The organism is Spongiibacter sp. (assembly GCF_984394615.1).
In genome coordinates this window covers 17,624-36,230 of sequence record NZ_CFHTQA010000016.1, presented here as the reverse complement: position 1 = coordinate 36,230, position 18,607 = coordinate 17,624, and the positions used below count along the sequence as shown (strand labels likewise).

Sequence of the window (18,607 nt, the reverse complement as noted above, 5' to 3'; positions counted from 1 at the left end):
ATTTGAATGCTTTGTGGCGGATTATCGACAAATTATCGGCGTAGTTTGTTCTCTACGAAAAGTGATTTTGACGTCGAGCGTTTGGTCTCAGCGTTAACAACGTTGCCCGTTCCACTCCGGGGCCAATTGCCGGGAATCTGCGCTGACAGCTTTCCCGGATTTTTTATCCCAATGATGTCCGCCGGTAAAGGCGGGCAGCGATTCATGAAGAAGGAGACAATAATGACAATAACGCGCCTGACGAAAACCGCCATTGCCAGTGTGTTTATACTGAACGCCAGTATCGCTTCGGCCGAACTGCCCGTGCTCGGCGCGCTGGGCATCGGTGGAGATGGGCTGCTGTCGTCACTCCCCTTGATTGGCGGTGTGCTGGGTGACCCCGTGGGCACCGTCAATCAGCTCAGCGGGTCGCTGTTGTTCGCCAACGGTGGCCGTTCGCTGCTTGACGGCGTGCCTGTACTGGAGAGTTTGCCGGTGCTGGATGGCCGTGGTTTGCCGGTGGTAAGAGATGTTGAGGGCGCGTTGCTGATCGCCGATGGCCTGTTAGAAATTGTACTGTCCAACCACAAACTGGGGGCTGGAATCCCTCTGGCGGGGGCGGGCAGTCTGTCGCTGACAGATGTGCTATTGAACAGTGATCCTGCCTTACAGGCGGTACTGCCGTTCTAGTGTCTTGGGGCTCGTTGCGCGCGACTTCCCCTGCGCCAGCGAGCCCCTTCTTGCCGTGGCTTAGATCACGCCCAATGCGGTCATCGCATCGGCAACGCGCAGGAAACCGGCGATATTGGCGCCCAGCATATAGTTATGTTCGCAGCCGAACTCGGCGGCGGTTTCATAACAGTTGCGATGGATATCAACCATAATCTCTTCAAGGCGTCGCTCGGTGTAGTCGAAGCTCCATGAGTCGCGAATGGCATTCTGCTGCATTTCCAGCCCGGAGGTCGCCACGCCACCGGCATTCGCTGCTTTGCCGGGCGCATAAATCAGATTGGCCTCCTGCAGTAGCTGAATCGCTTCCGGTGTTGAGGGCATATTGGCGCCTTCAATCACCGCCATACAGCCGTTTTCGATCAGTGTCTTGGCGTCTTTGCCGTTCAGCTCATTCTGTGTCGCACAAGGCATGGCGATGTCGCAGGGGATGCTCCAGATATCGCCGTTTTCCACGTAACGGGCGTCTTTGTGGTATTCGGTATAAGCGCTGATACGGCGGCGCTCTTTCTGTTTAATCTGCTTCAATATTTCAAGATCAATGCCGCGCTCGTGGATAATGATACCGCCAGAGTCTGAGCAGGCGATGACCTTGGCCCCTTTTTCATGGGCTTTTTCAATCGCGTATGTCGCCACATTGCCAGAGCCGGATACCACCAGGGTTTTACCATCCAGACTGTCGTTGCGGGTCTTCAGGACCTCTTCGGTGAAGAAGACGACACCGTAGCCCGTGGCTTCGGTCCGGGCGCGACTGCCTCCCCAACCCAGGCCTTTGCCGGTGAGTACGCCCGACTCGTAACGGTTGGTAATGCGTTTGTATTGGCCGAACAGGTAACCGATTTCCCGACTGCCCACGCCGATGTCTCCGGCGGGCACATCGGTGTTCTCGCCAATGTGGCGATACAGCTCGGTCATCAGGCTTTGACAGAAACGCATGATTTCGTCGTCGGAGCGGCCTTTGGGATTAAAGTCGCTGCCGCCTTTGCCGCCGCCGATGGGCAGGCCGGTCAAGGCGTTCTTGAAAATCTGCTCAAAGCCGAGAAATTTGACGATACCCAGGTACACTGAGGGGTGGAAACGCATACCGCCTTTGTAGGGGCCCAAAGCGCTGTTGAACTCAACCCGGAATGCGCGGTTGATATGAATCTCGCCATTGTCGTCCTGCCAGGGAACGCGAAAGATGATCTGACGCTCCGGCTCGCAAATACGCTGGATAATTTTCTTGTCGGCAAACTCGGGGTATTTACCCACCACTGGCCCGAGGGTTTCCAGGACTTCCAATACCGCCTGGTGGAATTCGGTTTCGCCGGGGTTGCGGTGCAATACGTCTTGATAGATAAGGTTGAGCTTGTCGTCCAGCCGGGTAGTCATTGCGTATCCTTTGCTTACATAAGGTCGGTCTGCGGAGAGGACGATCCGCAGAAATAAGCGCGTATTTCAGCATAGAACGGCAAGTGCTGCACCAATATTGTGCTTTTTCATGACGCCTTCGCTGAGTGGTGCGGGAATGTTATCGACGCTTTATGACGGCAACGCTGAGGTGTTTGCGGCGTTTTAGGATAAAATATGGCATGACTTTAAATACTGAATACCTTCAAGCTTGAACATTGTAATCGTCGATGACCATCTGCTGTTTGCCGACGCGCTGGCGCTGACACTGGCGGCGCGGATTCCGGGCTGCAAGGTGACGCAGTACGGTGCCCCTCAGCAGCTGCTGGCCGCTGGCGATGCGCTGGCCTCCGCAGAACTGCTGATAGTGGATGTGGCGATGCCGGAACTGGATGGGCTGTCACTGCTGCGTATTCTCGGCAGCGCGCTGAAACGGCTGCGTGTAATTCTCTGCTCCGGTGCCTTGGATGCCGCTACCGTAGAGAAGGCGCAGTATCTGGATATCGACGGCTTTGTCGACAAGGGGGAGGCAGTGGAAACCTTTGTGGCAGCGGTGTCGGGGGTGATGGCCGGCCAGCCATTTTTTTCCGATTCTTATCGCCTGCTGGCCGAGCAGGCTGCGCCTTTGCCGCTTAAGCTGAGCCGTCAGCAGGCGGCCATCCTGGCGCTGCTCCAGCAGGGGCAGAGCAACAAGGAAATTGCGCGCTCACTGGATATCAGCCTGAATACCGTTAAAACGCATATGCGACTGCTGTTCGACAAGCTGGACGTACCCAACCGCACGGCGTGTTTGGAAAAGGCGCGCGGCCTCGGCCTGATTTGAGGCCAGACAGATCGCTTATCGACCCGATAGCTCAAGAAGGGTGCGCTTCAGGGTGTCGGCATCAATAGGCTTCAACAGCGTGGCATTGGCGTCGATAAGGCTGGCTTGCCGGGCGTCGCTCATGCCGCTCAGCAATACCCGTGGAATATCTTTGCTGTAAAGTTTGGCAAGTGCCTGGAAGACATGCAGGGCGGTATGTCCTTCACCCAGTTGCCCGTCGCAGAGAATCACGTCGGGAATCATGGTGTCCCGCCGTGACAGGTCCGTGAAGGCGTCGCTGAGTCTGTTGTAGGCGTAGACATCGGCGCCCCATTCCACCAGTACTTCTGAGAGCGATTCGGTAATACGGACATCGTCATCCACCACCACGATGCGCAGCGTGCAATGCGCGGGTAGTTCGGGTTCGGGAGCCTGCTGGTCGGCTGAGAGGGGACGACCTGCCGGCAGGCTGAGGCGAAAACAGCTACCTCTGCCGAGCTGTGAGGAAAGCTCCAGCGATGCTCCGCTCAGCGAGCAAAGACGTTTAACAATCGATAAGCCCAGCCCCAAGCCATTCTCCAGCGCGCGATGCGCATTATCCACTTGTATAAATTCATCGAAAACATCGTCATGGCGCTGCGGGTCAATGCCAATGCCGGTATCGGTGACCGAGAGTTGTACCTGGCCATTCAGTTGCCGGGCATTCAAGCGGACTTCACCGCGCTCGGTATATTTGATCGCATTGCTCAGGAGGTTACGCAGAATCTGGGTAACCAGCAGTGGGTCCGCGTAGAGCCGGAGTCCAGGCTCGATATCACTGTGTAAGCGAAGTCCTTTCTCTCTGGCCTGGGGCAGGCTCTCGTTTATCAACTTATCCACGCAGTCGTCGAGACAGAAGTCGCGTGGGTGCGCGGTAAAGCTGCCGCTTTGCAGGTGCGACAGCATTAGCAACTGGTCAAGCAGTTCGCTACCGGAATGGAGAGCCGACAGCAGTTTGCGGCTGATCTGATGACTGGCCTCGTCGTGTTGATCGCGAATCAGCGAGGCATAGAGCGTCGCAGCCTGCAGGGGTTGGCGGAGGTCGTGACTGATTGCGGCGAGGAAGCGATTTTTGCTGCGGTTGGCCCGTTCGGCGTCGCGGTGGGCCAGCTCGGCCTCAATACGCAGGCGAATATTGTTCAGCTGTGCTTTATGGATGTAGAGACTGAACAGGCTCAGCGAGGCCAGGGTTATCAGCGGGATAAATCGGATCAGCCAGGCTTGCTCGCCATGGTAGTGGTTCAGGTACACCGTTAACGACAGAAATACCGGCCCGATAAAACTGAGAAAAATATCCGGGTACACCCCCATCGAAACCGAGGGCGTCGAACTGACAAGCGTGACGATGAGCAGGAAAACGAGAATCTGCTCGGTATTCGCCTGGGTGAAAAACAGGAACGGTGCCATACACCACAGACTGCTCCACAACAGCGCCATGGCGATATTGATGGCATGCCATTTTACGGTGAGCTGGCTCTCGCGCTGGCGGTGCCGGTTGTAATACGCCACTGTCAGCAGGCTGACGGTGGAAATACTCAGGATATAGCCTGACCAGAGGGCTATTTGGGTCTTGCTCAATGCGGGATAGAACGGCAGTAGTACCGCGAGCGCAATCGCCGCGGATACGACCATGCGCGACCCCACCTCGGCCATAAAAAGATTGTGGCGTTCCTGAGTAATGCGGCTTTGCAGCACGCTGTTGCCGTTAGCAGTCATGAGGTAGGAGCTTGGTCTCGGTGGCGAAGAAACTCGATAACACGTTGTACCGCGTTCGCTATTCTCCTGACTTCGCCCATCAGAGTGAAGTTTTAAATTTGCTGTCCTGATTAAATTTAGTCCCACAAATATGCGCAGGCAAATGACTGTATAGAGGTAGGGACGAGCGATGACTTACAAAGGTTTTTCACGGGCGGCATTGTCAGCCGCGATACTGACTTTGGCCGCCTGTGGCGGCGGGAGCGGCGGTGGTGGCGGCACGACCAGTGTGCCGGAGGGCACGCCGGGCAGCGTGGAGCGCCTGATCTTTCCAGTGGTTAGCGCCTCTAATCGCAGCTTATTTGATATGTACACCACCGATGGCAGCGCTGAGGGCACGGGCTTGCTGAAGGACTTCAATGAAGGGCAGCCGGCTATACAACAATTTAACGGCCGAAACCCGATACTTTTTGATGATGGAAAGTTCTATTTTAGTGCCCAATCCCCCAACGAGGGGCGTGAGCTGCGGGTCAGTGACGGCACCGAGGCCGGCACATCAGTGCTGGTGGATATCGAAGGCAGTAGCGGTCCGCTGGATTTGCAGTGGATGGATGGCAAGCTGGCGTTCAGCGCGGGTACAACGGGCTCCGCTCGGGAGTTTTTTGTTTACGATCTCGACGCGGAAACGCTGACAGAGATTGATGTGGGTGGCGTGGCCTCAATAAACATTCAAGGCATGCAAACGGTCGGCAACTCAATCTTTATCCTTGGCCGAGGGGTAACATCAGATAGCCGTAATGTTCCTGCGCTGTATGTGAGCGATGGCAGCCAGGAAGGTACGCAGCTGGTGTTTGTTGAAGGTGAGCCGGTTGGTGGTGTGGCCGTAAAGCAACCGACCGAATCGCTGGCGGTGCAGCGCGCTGAAGCGCCAGCAAATACGCCCTATGTGCTGGCAGACGGCGATTACTACCCCACGAATATTCAGCCGCATAGCCTGACCAGCTTTGCCGGGCGGCTGTTCTTTTTGGCCAACAATGACCCCAACAACCAAAGCTCGTTGCTACTGTACAGCGTGGCGGAAGACGGCAGTGATGTGCGCCGCGAGCTGGGTGAGGATGTGACCTTCGTTCAGAATTTAACGGTGGTGGGCGATACGCTGTACTTCTATGCTGACCGCAGGATCAATGCCGCTAACTTCACCCGCCATGTCTATGCCTATGACGGCACCACACTGCAGGAGAGTGGTGATTTCCCCGAGGGGCTGTTTGCCTCGAGGTTTTACGCCACCTCGCTGGGCCTGTTCGTTGTGACCACCAACAACGTGTATCGCACTGCGTTTGAAGACGGGGAGTTCACCTTTGCCTCCATGCACCCCGGCGACACTATGACCACCTACACGGGCGTGAAATCACGGACGCAGTTCGGTGAGCTGTTCACCGAAGTTGAGGGCACCATTTACTTCGTGGCTGACACCGTTATTGACGGCACGGCGGTTGGTGAAGAGCTGTGGAAAACCGACGGTAGCGCTGAAGGCACCTCGCTGGTGCTGGAAACTAACGACCTGACCACTGGCGATAATCTGTCTTCAGCGCCACGGCCGCTGTTGGCTCGCTATGCAAACGCGCCCTTAGTAAGCGGCGAGGTGGCCGGCAAGTTGTTTTTCTCAGCCTATGACGACTCGGAGACACCCACCCTGCATGCCTACATGACAGACGGCACAGCCGAGGGCACGGTTGAGCTTATGGAGCTTCCCAATCAAGTCTATCGCAGCCCCTGAGCCGCCTGAATGATGATGTGGCGGCCAGGTAGGGAGGCGCCGCCAGCAAGGACTGCAAATGGCAGGGATGCCAGCAAGGATGCAACTGTTTGATCGTTGCCAGGGAAAGCGAGCCTTCAGGCTCGCTTTTTTCGTTTTAGACTTTAGTCGAGGTCAGGGAAACTTCGCCACAAGGGAATCGTCATAGGCTTACCATTCACAGTTGCTGCCCATAGTGACGCACTCATAGGGTGGCGAGGAGGAGCTATGCATACAGTGAAAGCAATGAAGGTGAGTATTGCCGCCGTGGTGACCGTGTTGGCAGCGTCTTGGGCCAGTGCGGATCTGCCTCCTAAGAATGCCAAACCGCTTTCCGAGGTCGCCAAAGCGATAGAAGCGAAGGGCTACACGCTTTCGGAAGTGTCGATGGACAATGGTGTTTGGGAAGTTGAGGCCTACAAAGGCAGTGAGGAGCGCGAACTGAAGGTGCACGCGGAAACCCTCGAAGTACTCTCTGACCGGCCCGATCACTAAGTTGCTTCTTCTTAGCGAATCCCTGACCGCCCGCCGTCTAATGGCGGGTGTGTGGGCGTATTTCGATTTTCTGTATCGCCCGTGAAAGCGGGCCGCTTCAGGCGATAATGGGCGTGGCCGCCAGGCCGGCAATGATTTCGGTGAACAACAGGCGCGGCGATTCATCACTCTGACCTTTCTGTGCGGCATCCAGCCGCCCGGCCAGTTGCAGCAGCTGTCCCAGCGAGTCGGCGCTGTGCTGACTTAAGCAGCGTTTGTACAGGCCTTTGCGCTTGTCCCATACCCGGGCGTTGTCGAGCACCCGTTCAATGCCGTTTCCCTGTTCGATTGCTACCGCACACTGGTAGAGGTTGCGCAGCTCGCGGCTGATCGCGCCCAGCATGGGGATTTCCTCGCTGCCCTCGGCGACCAGGCCGTTGTACATTTGCAGGGCGTGACCGGCATTGCCCGCCAGTGCGGCGTCGATCAGTTTGAAAATGTCGTAGCGGGCGCTGCTGGCGACAGCGGCGGCGACCACCTCGGTACTCAGCGGTTTGTCGCCGATCAGCACATGCAGCTTTTCAATTTCCTGAGCGGCAGCCAGCAGGTTGCCTTCAACGCGGTCGGCAAGCAATTCGGCCACCTCGCGGTCGGCCTGCATGCCGCGGTCGCGCAGGCGCTGGGCGATCCACGGGCCAAGCTGACGACGCTCTATCGGCCAGATTTGCATCACTGCGCCGAGTTTGTCGATGGCTTTGACCCATTTGGCACTCATGCTGCGGCTGTCGAGACGGCCGCAGCTAATCAGCAGAATATTGCTGCCGTCGGCCTGCTCCAGGTACTGCTGCAGTGCCGCGGAGCTTTTCTGATCCATGCGGGCGCCGCCAAGTCGTAATTCGATGAGTTTGCGATCGGCGAACAGCGACATCGACTGTCCGGCCTCAAGCAGGGCGTTCCAGTCAAAACCGCGCTCGGCTTCCAGCACATCGCGTTCAAGGATGTTCTGGTCACGGCAGTGCTGGCGAATGGTGTCGGCGCATTCCTGCTGAATCAGCAGTTCGTCACCCGAGAGCAGGTAGACGGGCAGTAAGCCCTTGGCGAGTTGCCCCTCAAGTTGCTCAGGGCGCAGGCGCATTGACGCTATCCTGATCCAGCAGTCGCGACCAGTATTCCAGTTGCTGGGCGAGCCGGATGCTCAGTTGCTCGCGCATTTCGGCGCGCACAATACTGGACTCGGTTTCTTCGCCCACGGGGTTGTCAGGGTCGTTCACTACCAGGCGGCGCTGTTCCAGCATAGTGGGGCCGCGCAGCAGTTGGCCTTTGGCGTTATACAGCGTGAGTTGCGCGCGCTCGTACAGGGCGTATTCGGCATCGCGGGCTTCGCGATCCAGGGCAATGCTGCGCTTGTCGTTGCGCAGCAGTTCAACCTGCGCGATGAGCTTTGCGTCGCCGCGTTCACGGGTCACGCTCACCTGATTGATTTGCAGTTGGCGACGCAGGGCCTGCTGCAATTCCTGGCTGCTGCGGTTGCCCTCGATCATTACCGGCTGCAGCGAGTCGGCGATGCCCGTGCTGCCACGCAGTGCAAAGCCACAGGCGCTGAGCAGCAGGCTCAGCGCGGCGAGGGCAGCGATGTAACGGCGTTTAGTTGGCAACGATATTCACCAGTTTTTTGGGCACGACAATTTCCTTGCGAATGGTCAGACCATCGAGGAAGCGTTGCACATTTTCCTGTGATTTGGCCAGCGCTTTGATGGCGTCAGCATCGGCGTCGGCGGGCACGTCCATTTTGGCGCGCACCTTGCCGTTGACCTGCACCACCATCTCGATACTGTCGCGCACCAGCGCGCTGTCATCCACCTGTGGCCACGGCGCATCGATGATGGCATCGCTGTAGCCGAGCTGCTGCCACAGCTCGTGGCTGATATGCGGCACAATCGGCGCCAGCAGGGCGACGGCGGCCTCCAGAGCTTCGCGCTCTACAGCCAGACATTGTTCGCTCTGGCGTTCGAAGCGCGACAGCTCGTTGACCAGTTCCATCACCGCGGCAATCGCGGTATTGAAGGTCTGGCGGCGACCGTAGTCATCGCTGACCTTGGCGATGGTTTCGTGGGTCTTGCGACGCAGGGCCTTTTGCTCACCGGTCAGGGCGCTGCTGTTCAGTGCCGGGGCCGCGCCCGCTTCCAGATGGCTGGCGGTCAGTTTCCACAGGCGGCGCAGGAAGCGGTTGGCGCCTTCCACGGCACTGTCCGACCACTCCAGGCTCTGTTCCGGCGGTGCCGCAAACATGATAAACAGGCGCACGGTATCGGCGCCGTACTGCTCGATCAGGGCCTGCGGGTCCACGGTGTTGCCTTTGGACTTGGACATTTTCGCGCCGTCTTTCAGTACCATGCCCTGACAGAGCAGGCGCTCAAAGGGTTCGTCGCTGTTCACCAGCCCTTCGTCGCGCATCAGCTTGTGAAAGAAACGCGCGTACAGCAGGTGAAGAATGGCGTGCTCAATGCCGCCGACATATTGATCCACCGGCAGCCAGTAGTTGGCGCGCGTTGGGTCCAGCATGCCGTCTTCGTAGTCGGGGCAGGTGAAGCGGGCGTAGTACCAGCTCGACTCCATAAAGGTATCGAAGGTGTCGGTCTCGCGCTCTACCGCCTCGCCGTTGAGGCTGTCTTTGCGCCACTCGGGATCGGCCTTGATCGGCGACTGCACGCCGTCCATTTCCACGTCTTCGGGCAACAGGATGGGCAGCTTGTCAGCGGGCACGGCAATCTCGCCGCCGTCGGGCAGGTTGAACACCGGAATCGGCGCGCCCCAGTAGCGCTGGCGGGAAACCCCCCAGTCGCGCAGGCGGTAATTGGTGGTGACGCGGCCCTTGTTGAGGCCTTCCAGCTTGGTGGCGATGGCGTCGAAAGCCGCGTCAAAATCGAGGCCGTCGAACTCACCGGAATTGATCAGCGGGCCTTTCTCGGTAAAGGCTTCCGCGTTCACATCCACGTCGCCAGATTCGATCACCTGCTGAATCGGCAACTGGTATTTCTGGGCAAATTCAAAGTCGCGCTGGTCGTGGGCAGGCACGGCCATCACCGCGCCGGTGCCGTAATCCATCAGCACATAGTTGGCAATCCACACCGGCACGGGCTCGCCGGTAATCGGGTGCAGGGCAGTGATGCCGGTGGCCATGCCCTTTTTCTCCATGGTGGCCATATCGGCCTCGGCCACCGAGCTGTGGCGGCAGTCGTCGATAAACGCCGCCAGCTCGGGGTTGTTCTCGGCCAGCGCCAGGCTGATTGGGTGCTCCGCAGCCAGACTGACGTAGCTGACGCCCATCAGGGTGTCGGGGCGGGTGGTGTAGACCTCAAAGTGGTCGATACCTGCCACGCCGTCGGCCAGGTCGAAGCGCATTTGCACGCCCTGTGAGCGACCGATCCAGTTGCGCTGCATGGTACGCACCTGCTCGGGCCAGCCGTCGAGCTGGTCGAGGTCGGCCAGCAGTTGGTCGGCGTAGTCGGTGATTTTGATAAACCACTGGGGGATTTCCCGGCGTTCCACCTGGGTGTCGCAGCGCCAGCAGCAGCCGTCGATGACTTGCTCGTTGGCCAGCACGGTTTCGTCGTGGGGACACCAGTTCACCGCCGAGGTCTTTTTGTAGACCAGGCCTTTTTCGTAGAGGCGGGTGAAGAACCACTGTTCCCAACGGTAGTAGTCGGGCTTACAGGTGGCCAGTTCGCGGTTCCAGTCGTAGGCAAAACCCAGTTGCTGGAGTTGGCCGCGCATGTAGTCGATGTTTTCCACGGTCCACTTGGCGGGCGCGGTGTTGTTTTTCACCGCTGCGTTCTCGGCGGGCAGGCCGAAGGCATCCCAGCCCATGGGCTGCAGAACATTTTTGCCCAGCATGCGCTGATAACGGGAGATCACATCGGCAATGCTGTAGTTGCGAACGTGCCCCATGTGCAGCTTGCCACTGGGGTAGGGGAACATGGCCAGGCAGTAGTATTTCTCGCGGCTCTCGTCCTCGACAGCGGTGAAGCTGCCCTGCTCCTGCCAGTACTGCTGGACGCGGGCTTCAATATCGCGGGGGGTATAGTGGTGATCCATTGGCGATGCGGTCTCTGCACGTTCATTGAGAAAGCCGGGCATTTTAACAGCTTGTCGCCGCGCCGCCCATGCGATTTGCGGGGAATCAGCGGCGGCGACGGATCGCAATGGCGGCGAGAAGAGCGCAGGCGATAATTACAGGGGTGGATCCCCAGCGGCTGAAGGGCGTGTGACCTGCGCGACCATGCAGTTCGCCGATCAGGTTATCCTTGGTAAAAGAGGGAATACGTTTCACCATATTGCCACGGTGGTCGACGATGGCGGTAATGCCGGTGCTGGTTACGCGCAGCAGTTCACGGCCGTTTTCCAGCGCGCGCATCTGTGCCATCTGCATGTGCTGGGCAGGGCCGATGGAATTGCCAAACCAGGCGTCATTACTCACGGTAAGCAGTACGTCGGCGTCGGCAGTACTGCGAGCAATCAGATCGGGGTAGACAATTTCGTAGCAGATGGACGGTGCGAAATTCCAGCCTGCTGCGGTCAGTGGAGCCTGATTCGGGCCGCCGCGACTGAAGCTGGACATGGGCAAATCGAAGAAGCCGATCAGGCCGCGAATATAGCTTGCCAGCGGCACGTACTCACCAAAGGGCACCAGTCGCTGCTTGTGATAAATACCCTCGCCACCGGCAATCACCATCAGCGAGTTGTACATGTCGTCGTCAAACTTGGTGGGCACGCCGGTAATGAGTGCGGTGTTGTTTTCCGTCGCGCGTTCGCGAACATAGTCAAAAAACGGTTCTGCGTTGCGATAGAGGGCGGGGATGGCAGCTTCAGGCCAGACCACGATATCGACGTCATCCCACAGGGCTTCGGAGCTGAGGTCGTAGAGTTCCAGCGTGGCCCAGTACTGGCTGTAGGCCCACTTTTTGTCTTGGGTGATGTTGGACTGTATGGCCCCAATACGCAGGGCGGGCTTATCTGCGGGCTGTGTCCATTCTACTCGCTGCAATGAGGCGCCCAGTCCGAGCAGGGCGACGCAGCCCAGCAGCGGCAGTGCCGCGCGGCCGCGCTGGCCGCGCGGTGCCAGGACGATGGCTGCCAGAGCCGCACCGCTCAGTGCTACCCAGAAGGTCAAACCGTATATGCCCAGCACCGGGGCCCAGCCGGCCAACGGGCTGTGCAGGTGGCCGTAGCCCAGATAGAGCCAGGGGAAGCCGGTCATAAACCAGCCGCGCAGCCACTCAAACAGCACCCAGCCGGCGGCAAAGCCGAGCAGGCGGCCGCTGCGACCGTCGCGCAGCCAGCGTGAATAGCTGTAGCCGAAGAGGCCCGCGATCAGGCCGATGCCGATGCAAAAGGCTGCGGTCATCAGCGCTGACAGGGGCGCGGAGGTGTCGCCGTACACGTACATAGCGACAAAAATCCAGGAGACACCCGTCAGAAAGCTGCCGCTGCCAAATAACCAGCCTCGAAAGAATCCTTCCTTGGGTGAGCTGTCATCCAGTGCCCAGGCCAGGATGGCCATGCACAGGATGCCTATTGGCCAAATATTAAAAGGGGCGAGAGACAGTGGCACGAGTGCCCCGCCCAGCGCGGCAATTATCCGCTTCATCCTGTTGTGGCTCCGAGTGGTCAGCAAGGATCGCTGTGCTGCGACTGCGCGCTAGTGTAACGGTGCGCTGTGACGGCTGCCAGCGCGCATTAGCAGACTATTCCTCGGCGGGTTCGTTCAGGCGGGTTTCCTTGGGGGCTGTCCGTGGCACTGGGACACTGTCGGTGGCGATCAGGTACTCCGGTCGCGGTGTTTTATCGGGATAGCGGTCGCTGAGCGGCTCCGGTACGCCGCGCTCATCGATCAAGTAGACATGTTTGCGTTGCAGAGAGCGAGCTTCTCGTACGCCGCAGGAGTGGGCAATCACGCCGACTTCATGCATCAGGTTCTTCGCGTAGTTGGCCACTCGCTTGGCTTTGTCTTCGGGGACCAGGCCGCGCTGAAGCTCCGGATTGTGCGTGGTGATGCCGGTGGGGCAGGTGTTTTTGTTGCACTGCAGCGCCTGAATGCAGCCGAGCGCAAACATAAAGCCGCGCGCGCTGACAATAAAATCGGCCCCGACACACAGCGCCCAGGCGGCTTCGGCGGGGTTGATCATTTTGCCGGAGGCGATCACCTTAACGCGCTCTCGCAGGTGGTATTCATTCAGTTTGTCGACCACCAGTGGCAGGCTGCGGCGCAGTGGCAGGCCGACGTAATCCATCAGGCTTTGCGGCGCGGCGCCGGTACCGCCGTCAGCGCTGTCGATGGTGATGAAGTCCGGCGCGTACTCCAAACCGCGGCGGTGGACCGCCTCGCCCAGCTCATCCAGCCATTCGCTGAAGCCCAGCACCATTTTAAAACCGACCGGCTTTCCCGTAATTCGCCGTATCCGCATCAGGTTATCGAGCAGCTCGTCAACGCTGCGAATATCGGGGTGCCCATTGGGGCTGATCGAATCCTGTCCAACCGGAATGCCGCGAATTTTCGATACTTCTTCGGTGACCTTGCCGCCGGGCAATATGCCGCCTTTGCCGGGTTTGGCGCCCTGGCTGAGTTTAAGCTCGAACATGCGCACCTGCGGGTGGGCGGCGATATCGCGCAGTCGCTCCTCGCTGATATGACCGTGGTCATCGCGCACGCCGTACTTGGCGGTACCAATCTGAAAAACGATGTCGCAGCCCGCTTCCAGGTGGTAAGGGGACAACCCACCTTCACCGGTATTCATCCAGATGCCCGCTTCTTTGGCGCCTGCCGCCAACGCACGAATGGCCGGTTTGGATATGGCGCCAAAGCTCATGCCGGAGATATTGAAAATGGCGGAGCTGGCAAACGGCTTATCGCAGAAGCCCTCGCCGATACACACGCTGTGGGTGGGGGCCGCGTCCTGACTCAAGGTCGGGAACAGGCAGTTCATAAACAGGACTTCGTTGGGGTGGTTCAGGGATCGTGTCGAGCCGAAGGCAATGGTGTTGTCGAGATTTTTGGCCGCTCGATACACCCAGGAACGCTGGGCGCGGTTAAACGGCAGTTCCTCGCGGTCCATGGCGAAAAAATACTGGCGGAAGAATTCGCCGAGATGCTCGAACAGGTAGCGAAAGCGGCCGATCAGTGGGTAGTTACGGCGAATGGCGTGCTGGGTTTGCGTGACATCGCGATAGTACAGCCACACGAGGTAGAGCAGGCCTACACCCACCACAAAGACCAGTAGCAGAGCGCTGTAACTGATGATGCTGTGGGCCAGATTATTCAGTGCTTCGAGCGTGCTGCTGGCAGACATAAAACTCCCCTCGACGTTGCCTATCCGCCCATTGTAGACCTTGGCGGTGAGGGGAGTTCAAGTTTTTAGCTTTCCGGCAGTTGTCGCATGCGCAGCAGGTGAATCTGCCGGTGGTCGGCATTGACGACCTTGAACTCAAAGCGGTCCAGTTGTGCCACTTCGTTGCGGCTGGGCAGGTGTCCGAAAGACTGTAGCAGCAGGCCGCCGATAGTATCGAACTCGTCGTGATTCAGCGCCGCCCCGAAGTGCTCGTTAAAGTCTTCGATGGGGGTGAGCGCTTTGACGACATAGTCGTTGTCGGCGATCTTGCGAATGGGCAGATCGTCTTCTTCATCGTACTCATCTTCGATGTCGCCGACGATTTGCTCGAGGATATCTTCAATGGTGATCAGCCCGGCGGCGCCGCCGTATTCGTCAATCACGACGGCCATATGGTTGCGTTTTTCGCGGAAGTCCCGCAGCAGCACATTCAGGCGTTTGCTTTCCGGAACCAGAGTGGCCGGGCGCAGAATGGCGCGCAGGTCGATGTCGTCGGTATTGCCGGTTTTCCACAGCAGTGGCAGCAAGTCCTTGGACAGCAGAATCCCCAATACCTCGTCGAGGCTGTCGCCAATAACCGGGTAGCGGGAGTGGCCCGTTTCAATAATGACCGGCAGCAGTTCGCTCAATGGCTGATCGGCCTTGAGTACCACCATTTGGGGGCGAGGGATCATGATCTCACGGGCCTGCATTTCGCTGATATGCATGGCACCTTCTACGATGCTGGTGGCATCGTCGTCGATCACTTCGTTCTGACGGGCTACTGCGAGAAGTTCAAGCAGGTCTTCACGGGTTTTCGGTTCTGAGGAAAAAGCATGGGCAATTTTTTCGATCCAGGATTTATCACCCGGATCGCTGCTAGATCGGTCTTCGCTCATGATTTTGTGTGCTGTCCTCGCATGTGGCGGTCGTGCCGGATCAATAGGGATTGTCTATGCCGAGCTGCCCGAGCAGGGCAATCTCCAGCGCTTCCATGACCTCGGCCTCGCCATCATCAATATGGTCAAAACCGAGCAGGTGGAGTGTACCGTGAATTATCATATGCGCCCAGTGGTCGTGAGGCGCCTTGTGCTGTTCCTCGGCCTCGCGCTCAACGACTTGCCGACATACGACCAAATCGCCCAGCAGGGGCAATTCCAGTTCGGGAGGCAGGTCGGCGGGAAATGACAATACGTTGGTGGGCTTGTCCTTGCCGCGGTAGTCGCGGTTCAGGGTCTGGCTCTCGGCCTCATCCACCAGGCGGATGCTGAGTTCCGCGTCGTTGCGACGTCCCCGTAACGCGGCTTCTGCCCAGCTTTTTAGCTGCGCCTGCGAAGGTAAGCCCGGTGCCGGGTCGCAGGCAATTTGCAGGTCGAGTTCCAGAGTCAGGTCAGCGCTGGGGGGCATCTTCAAAGGCCGCGTAGGCTTCGACAATTTTCTGTACCAGCGGGTGGCGCACTACGTCTTTGGCCTGGAAGTTAGTCATGCTGATGCCGTCGACATCGCCCAGTACCGTCATCACATGCGTGAGTCCGCTGGGTGTGCCGCGTGGTAGGTCGATCTGCGTGGCATCGCCGGTAATAACGGCGGTGGAGCCAAAGCCGATACGGGTGAGGAACATTTTCATCTGCTCCCGAGTCGTGTTTTGCGCCTCGTCGAGAATAATGAAAGAGTCATTCAGAGTGCGGCCCCGCATATACGCCAGTGGCGCAATTTCGATGACATTGCGTTCAATCAGCTTGGTCACCGTTTCGTTGCCGAGCATTTCGTACAGGGCGTCGTAGAGTGGGCGCAGGTAAGGGTCGATTTTCTGCGCGAGATCGCCGGGCAGGAAGCCCAGCTTCTCGCCCGCTTCCACTGCCGGGCGCACCAGCAGAATACGCTGGATATCGTGTGCCAGCAGTGCCTCAACGGCACAGGCCACCGCCAGATAGGTCTTGCCGGTCCCCGCTGGGCCAATACCGAAGTTCACGTCGTGCTGACGAATCGCGCGCACATAGTTCTGTTGATTGCCGCCACGGGGTTTGATGCTGCCCTTCTTGGTGCGGATCACCACTGGCTCACTGGGCGAAGACAGCTCTTCAAGGTGAGACTTCTGCATGCGCAGATGAATTGCCTCGGGGTTGAGAGTGGTGCCTGAGGTGCTCTCTCGGTACAGATGCTTCAGCAGCTGTACTGCTTCTTCCACGGCACTGTCGTCGCCGCTGACCTGAAAGGTGTTGGCGCGTGCGGCAATATGCACATGCAGCCGCTGTTCAATCAGTTTCAGGTGCTCGTCGAGATGGCCGCAGAGGGCGGCCAGGTGCTGGCTGTCGCTGGGTTCGAGAGTAAGTACGCGTTGTGTTGCCTGTGCTGTCAATGTGACTCCGCTTGCCGCCGCAGCGGCCTGATCAGGGGATATAACGGGAAGAATACGCCGATTTTAGCTGCTCGGAAATCCGCGCTTTACACCGGGCTCAGTGAACCAGCTCGCCGCGCAGTGAGTTCGGCAGTGCTTCAGTAATGAGAACGTCGACAAAGTTTCCGATAAGAGATTGATTCGTCGACGAAAAATTCACCACTCGGTTATTTTCAGTACGACCTTGCAGTTGCCCCGGATCTTTCTTGGACACACCGCCTACCAGAATGCGTTGGGTGCTGCCGACCATTTGTCGGCTGATCTGGTTGGCCTGTTGCAGAATGCGATGCTGCAGGCGTTGCAGGCGCTCTTTCTTCACGGCGTCCGGGGTGTCGTCGTCCAACTGGGCAGCGGGGGTACCGGGGCGGGCGCTGTATATAAAGCTGAAGCTGTGATCGAAGCCGATATCGGCGATCAGTTTCATGGTGTCGTTGAAATCGTCTTCGGTTTCACCGGGAAAGCCGATGATGAAATCGGACGACAGGCTGATGTTCGGGCGGATGGCTCGCAGTTTGGCGATTTTTGCCCGGTATTCCTCGGCAACGTGGCCCCGCTTCATCGCGGCCAGAATACGGTCGCTGCCGCTCTGCACCGGCAGGTGCAGGTGATCGACCAGTTCGGGAATGTCGCGATAGGCCTCAATCAGGGCATCGCTGAATTCAACCGGGTGTGAGGTGGTGTAGCGAATGCGCTCGATACCGGGTACCTGAGCGACAAAACTCAGCAGTTCGGCGAAGTCGACTATTTCGCCCTCGTGATTTTCGCCGCGATAGGCGTTTACGTTCTGTCCGAGCAGATTGACTTCGCGCACGCCCTTGGCAGCGAGTTGGGCGACTTCGGCAATGACATCGTCAAAGGGGCGGCTGACTTCTTCGCCGCGTGTGTAGGGCACCACGCAGAACGTACAGTATTTGGAGCAGCCTTCCATAATCGACACAAAAGCGCTGGGGCCATCCACACTGGGTTCGGGCAGGCTGTCGAATTTTTCGATTTCCGGGAAGGTGACATCCACGACTACCGGGCCGTCCGGTTTGCGTTGGTTCAGCATGTCGGGTACGCGGTGCAGCGTCTGCGGTCCGAAAATCACGTCGACGTAGGGCGCACGCTTGCCGATGTCTGAGCCTTCCTGACTGGCGACACAGCCGCCGACACCAATAATCAGTTCCGGGTTGCTTTCCTTGAGCTGTTTCCAGCGGCCGAGTTGGTGGAAGACCTTCTCTTGCGCCTTTTCCCGGATAGAGCAGGTATTGAGCAGCAGAACGTCGGCTTCTTCGGGGTTGTCAGTGGGTTCCAGGCCGTGACTGACCCCCAGCAGGTCCTGAATACGCGCGGAGTCGTACTCATTCATCTGGCAACCGTGGGTTTTGATGTACAGCTTTTTGGTCTTTTCAGTCATGGTTCGGCGACGGGCGCTGGAAAATGGGCCGACATTATAGCGGTCTTGCTGCCTAAATCCCAATCAGTTCGGTGCCTGTGGGCGAATTATGGTATCATCCGCCGCCCCGCGGGCGATGGCCCGGCGCGGGACATTTACCGCCCAATTGAGAACTGCCCAAGTGATGCCCAAGACCCCGATTTACAAGGTGATCTTTCACAACAACAACCAAGTTTACGAGCTGTATGCCCGCGCGATTTATCAGAGCGATATGTACGGTTTTATCGAGGTGGAGGAGTTTGTATTCGGCGAGCCTGGGCAGATTGTGGTCAACCCCGGCGAAGAAAAGCTGAAAAATGAATTCAGCGGAGTGATTCGCAGTTACCTTCCCATGCATTCGGTGATTCGCATCGATGAAGTGGAAAAAGAAGGGGCCGGAAAAATTCTGGAGTCTGAGGGCGGCAGTAATGTACGTCACTTCCCCATGCCCGGTAGCCGTCCATCACCGAGTAGCGATTAAGCCTCGCGCCATGAGAGGCGATGCTGGTCGGTGAGTAAAGCCGACAAA

At 58.3% G+C, this 18,607-nt stretch carries 16 protein-coding genes; 5 read left to right on the top strand and 11 right to left on the bottom strand.

What is annotated here, in order from left to right; all coding sequences use genetic code 11:
* The first annotated feature begins 222 nt into the window (after positions 1-222).
* On the top strand, positions 223-669 hold the full coding sequence (locus AC5DB9_RS08125; RefSeq protein ID WP_022959668.1) for a hypothetical protein: 447 nt from the start codon (positions 223-225) through the stop codon (positions 667-669).
* Positions 670-729: 60 nt separating this feature from the next.
* Here the strand turns inward: AC5DB9_RS08125 and gdhA are convergent, their stop codons facing one another.
* A complete protein-coding gene (gene gdhA, locus AC5DB9_RS08120) occupies positions 730-2,079 on the bottom strand; it encodes an NADP-specific glutamate dehydrogenase (RefSeq protein ID WP_022959667.1) in 1,350 nt (449 codons plus the stop codon).
* Between the two features lie 229 nt (positions 2,080-2,308).
* Here gdhA and AC5DB9_RS08115 point away from each other — a divergent pair, with 229 nt between their 5' ends.
* The gene (locus AC5DB9_RS08115; protein WP_022959666.1) at positions 2,309-2,920 is read left to right on the top strand and encodes a response regulator transcription factor; all 612 of its coding nucleotides are present in this window, start codon (positions 2,309-2,311) and stop codon (positions 2,918-2,920) included.
* Between the two features lie 15 nt (positions 2,921-2,935).
* On the opposite strand, the gene AC5DB9_RS08110 is transcribed toward AC5DB9_RS08115, so the two are convergent.
* Complete coding sequence (locus AC5DB9_RS08110; protein ID WP_022959665.1) at positions 2,936-4,654, bottom strand: ATP-binding response regulator; 1,719 nt, start codon at positions 4,652-4,654, stop codon at positions 2,936-2,938.
* A gap of 169 nt (positions 4,655-4,823) precedes the next feature.
* Here AC5DB9_RS08110 and AC5DB9_RS08105 point away from each other — a divergent pair, with 169 nt between their 5' ends.
* Together AC5DB9_RS08105 and AC5DB9_RS08100 are read left to right on the top strand one after the other, a co-directional pair.
* Positions 4,824-6,410 carry a hypothetical protein gene (locus AC5DB9_RS08105; RefSeq protein WP_272994287.1) on the top strand — a complete coding sequence of 529 codons (1,587 nt, stop codon included), beginning with the start codon at positions 4,824-4,826 and terminating at the stop codon, positions 6,408-6,410.
* A gap of 246 nt (positions 6,411-6,656) precedes the next feature.
* Positions 6,657-6,923, top strand: a complete 267-nt coding sequence (locus AC5DB9_RS08100) for a PepSY domain-containing protein (protein WP_022959663.1) — start codon at positions 6,657-6,659, stop codon at positions 6,921-6,923.
* Positions 6,924-7,020: 97 nt separating this feature from the next.
* Here AC5DB9_RS08100 and holA read toward each other — a convergent pair whose 3' ends face one another.
* The 9 genes from holA to miaB form a co-directional block, all read right to left on the bottom strand.
* Positions 7,021-8,037, bottom strand: coding sequence for a DNA polymerase III subunit delta (holA, locus tag AC5DB9_RS08095; RefSeq protein ID WP_022959662.1), 1,017 nt, complete (start codon positions 8,035-8,037; stop codon positions 7,021-7,023).
* Complete coding sequence (locus AC5DB9_RS08090) at positions 8,021-8,557, bottom strand: LPS-assembly lipoprotein LptE (RefSeq protein WP_022959661.1); 537 nt, start codon at positions 8,555-8,557, stop codon at positions 8,021-8,023. Before AC5DB9_RS08090 ends, holA begins: the two co-directional genes overlap by 17 nt.
* Complete coding sequence (gene leuS / locus AC5DB9_RS08085) at positions 8,547-10,997, bottom strand: leucine--tRNA ligase (RefSeq protein WP_272994297.1); 2,451 nt, start codon at positions 10,995-10,997, stop codon at positions 8,547-8,549. The genes AC5DB9_RS08090 and leuS overlap by 11 nt, the downstream gene beginning before the upstream one ends.
* 85 nt (positions 10,998-11,082) lie before the next feature.
* Positions 11,083-12,549, bottom strand: a complete 1,467-nt coding sequence (lnt, locus tag AC5DB9_RS08080; RefSeq protein WP_272994285.1) for an apolipoprotein N-acyltransferase — start codon at positions 12,547-12,549, stop codon at positions 11,083-11,085.
* Positions 12,550-12,646: 97 nt separating this feature from the next.
* A complete protein-coding gene (locus AC5DB9_RS08075; protein ID WP_272994284.1) occupies positions 12,647-14,248 on the bottom strand; it encodes an FMN-binding glutamate synthase family protein in 1,602 nt (533 codons plus the stop codon).
* A 65-nt stretch (positions 14,249-14,313) separates the two neighbouring features.
* A complete protein-coding gene (locus AC5DB9_RS08070; RefSeq protein WP_022959657.1) occupies positions 14,314-15,165 on the bottom strand; it encodes a CorC family transporter in 852 nt (283 codons plus the stop codon).
* A 40-nt stretch (positions 15,166-15,205) separates the two neighbouring features.
* Complete coding sequence (gene ybeY / locus AC5DB9_RS08065) at positions 15,206-15,673, bottom strand: rRNA maturation RNase YbeY (protein ID WP_272994282.1); 468 nt, start codon at positions 15,671-15,673, stop codon at positions 15,206-15,208.
* On the bottom strand, positions 15,657-16,625 hold the full coding sequence (locus AC5DB9_RS08060) for a PhoH family protein (RefSeq protein WP_272994280.1): 969 nt from the start codon (positions 16,623-16,625) through the stop codon (positions 15,657-15,659). Before AC5DB9_RS08060 ends, ybeY begins: the two co-directional genes overlap by 17 nt.
* A 97-nt stretch (positions 16,626-16,722) precedes the next feature.
* A complete protein-coding gene (miaB, locus tag AC5DB9_RS08055; RefSeq protein WP_022959654.1) occupies positions 16,723-18,060 on the bottom strand; it encodes a tRNA (N6-isopentenyl adenosine(37)-C2)-methylthiotransferase MiaB in 1,338 nt (445 codons plus the stop codon).
* A 163-nt stretch (positions 18,061-18,223) separates the two neighbouring features.
* Between miaB and AC5DB9_RS08050 the strand changes: the two genes are divergently transcribed.
* Positions 18,224-18,559 carry a DUF1820 family protein gene (locus AC5DB9_RS08050; RefSeq protein ID WP_272994278.1) on the top strand — a complete coding sequence of 112 codons (336 nt, stop codon included), beginning with the start codon at positions 18,224-18,226 and terminating at the stop codon, positions 18,557-18,559.
* The last annotated feature ends 48 nt before the right edge of the window (positions 18,560-18,607 follow it).

Coding starts and splice junctions, on each gene's coding strand:
- AC5DB9_RS08125 (WP_022959668.1), top strand. CDS start 223: ATGACAATAACGCGCCTGACGAAAACCGCCATTGCCAGTGTGTTTATA.
- gdhA (WP_022959667.1), bottom strand. CDS start 2,079: ATGACTACCCGGCTGGACGACAAGCTCAACCTTATCTATCAAGACGTA.
- AC5DB9_RS08110 (WP_022959665.1), bottom strand. CDS start 4,654: ATGACTGCTAACGGCAACAGCGTGCTGCAAAGCCGCATTACTCAGGAA.
- AC5DB9_RS08105 (WP_272994287.1), top strand. CDS start 4,824: ATGACTTACAAAGGTTTTTCACGGGCGGCATTGTCAGCCGCGATACTG.
- AC5DB9_RS08100 (WP_022959663.1), top strand. CDS start 6,657: ATGCATACAGTGAAAGCAATGAAGGTGAGTATTGCCGCCGTGGTGACC.
- holA (WP_022959662.1), bottom strand. CDS start 8,037: ATGCGCCTGCGCCCTGAGCAACTTGAGGGGCAACTCGCCAAGGGCTTA.
- leuS (WP_272994297.1), bottom strand. CDS start 10,997: ATGGATCACCACTATACCCCCCGCGATATTGAAGCCCGCGTCCAGCAG.
- lnt (WP_272994285.1), bottom strand. CDS start 12,549: ATGAAGCGGATAATTGCCGCGCTGGGCGGGGCACTCGTGCCACTGTCT.
- AC5DB9_RS08075 (WP_272994284.1), bottom strand. CDS start 14,248: ATGTCTGCCAGCAGCACGCTCGAAGCACTGAATAATCTGGCCCACAGC.
- AC5DB9_RS08070 (WP_022959657.1), bottom strand. CDS start 15,165: ATGAGCGAAGACCGATCTAGCAGCGATCCGGGTGATAAATCCTGGATC.
- ybeY (WP_272994282.1), bottom strand. CDS start 15,673: ATGCCCCCCAGCGCTGACCTGACTCTGGAACTCGACCTGCAAATTGCC.
- miaB (WP_022959654.1), bottom strand. CDS start 18,060: ATGACTGAAAAGACCAAAAAGCTGTACATCAAAACCCACGGTTGCCAG.
- AC5DB9_RS08050 (WP_272994278.1), top strand. CDS start 18,224: ATGCCCAAGACCCCGATTTACAAGGTGATCTTTCACAACAACAACCAA.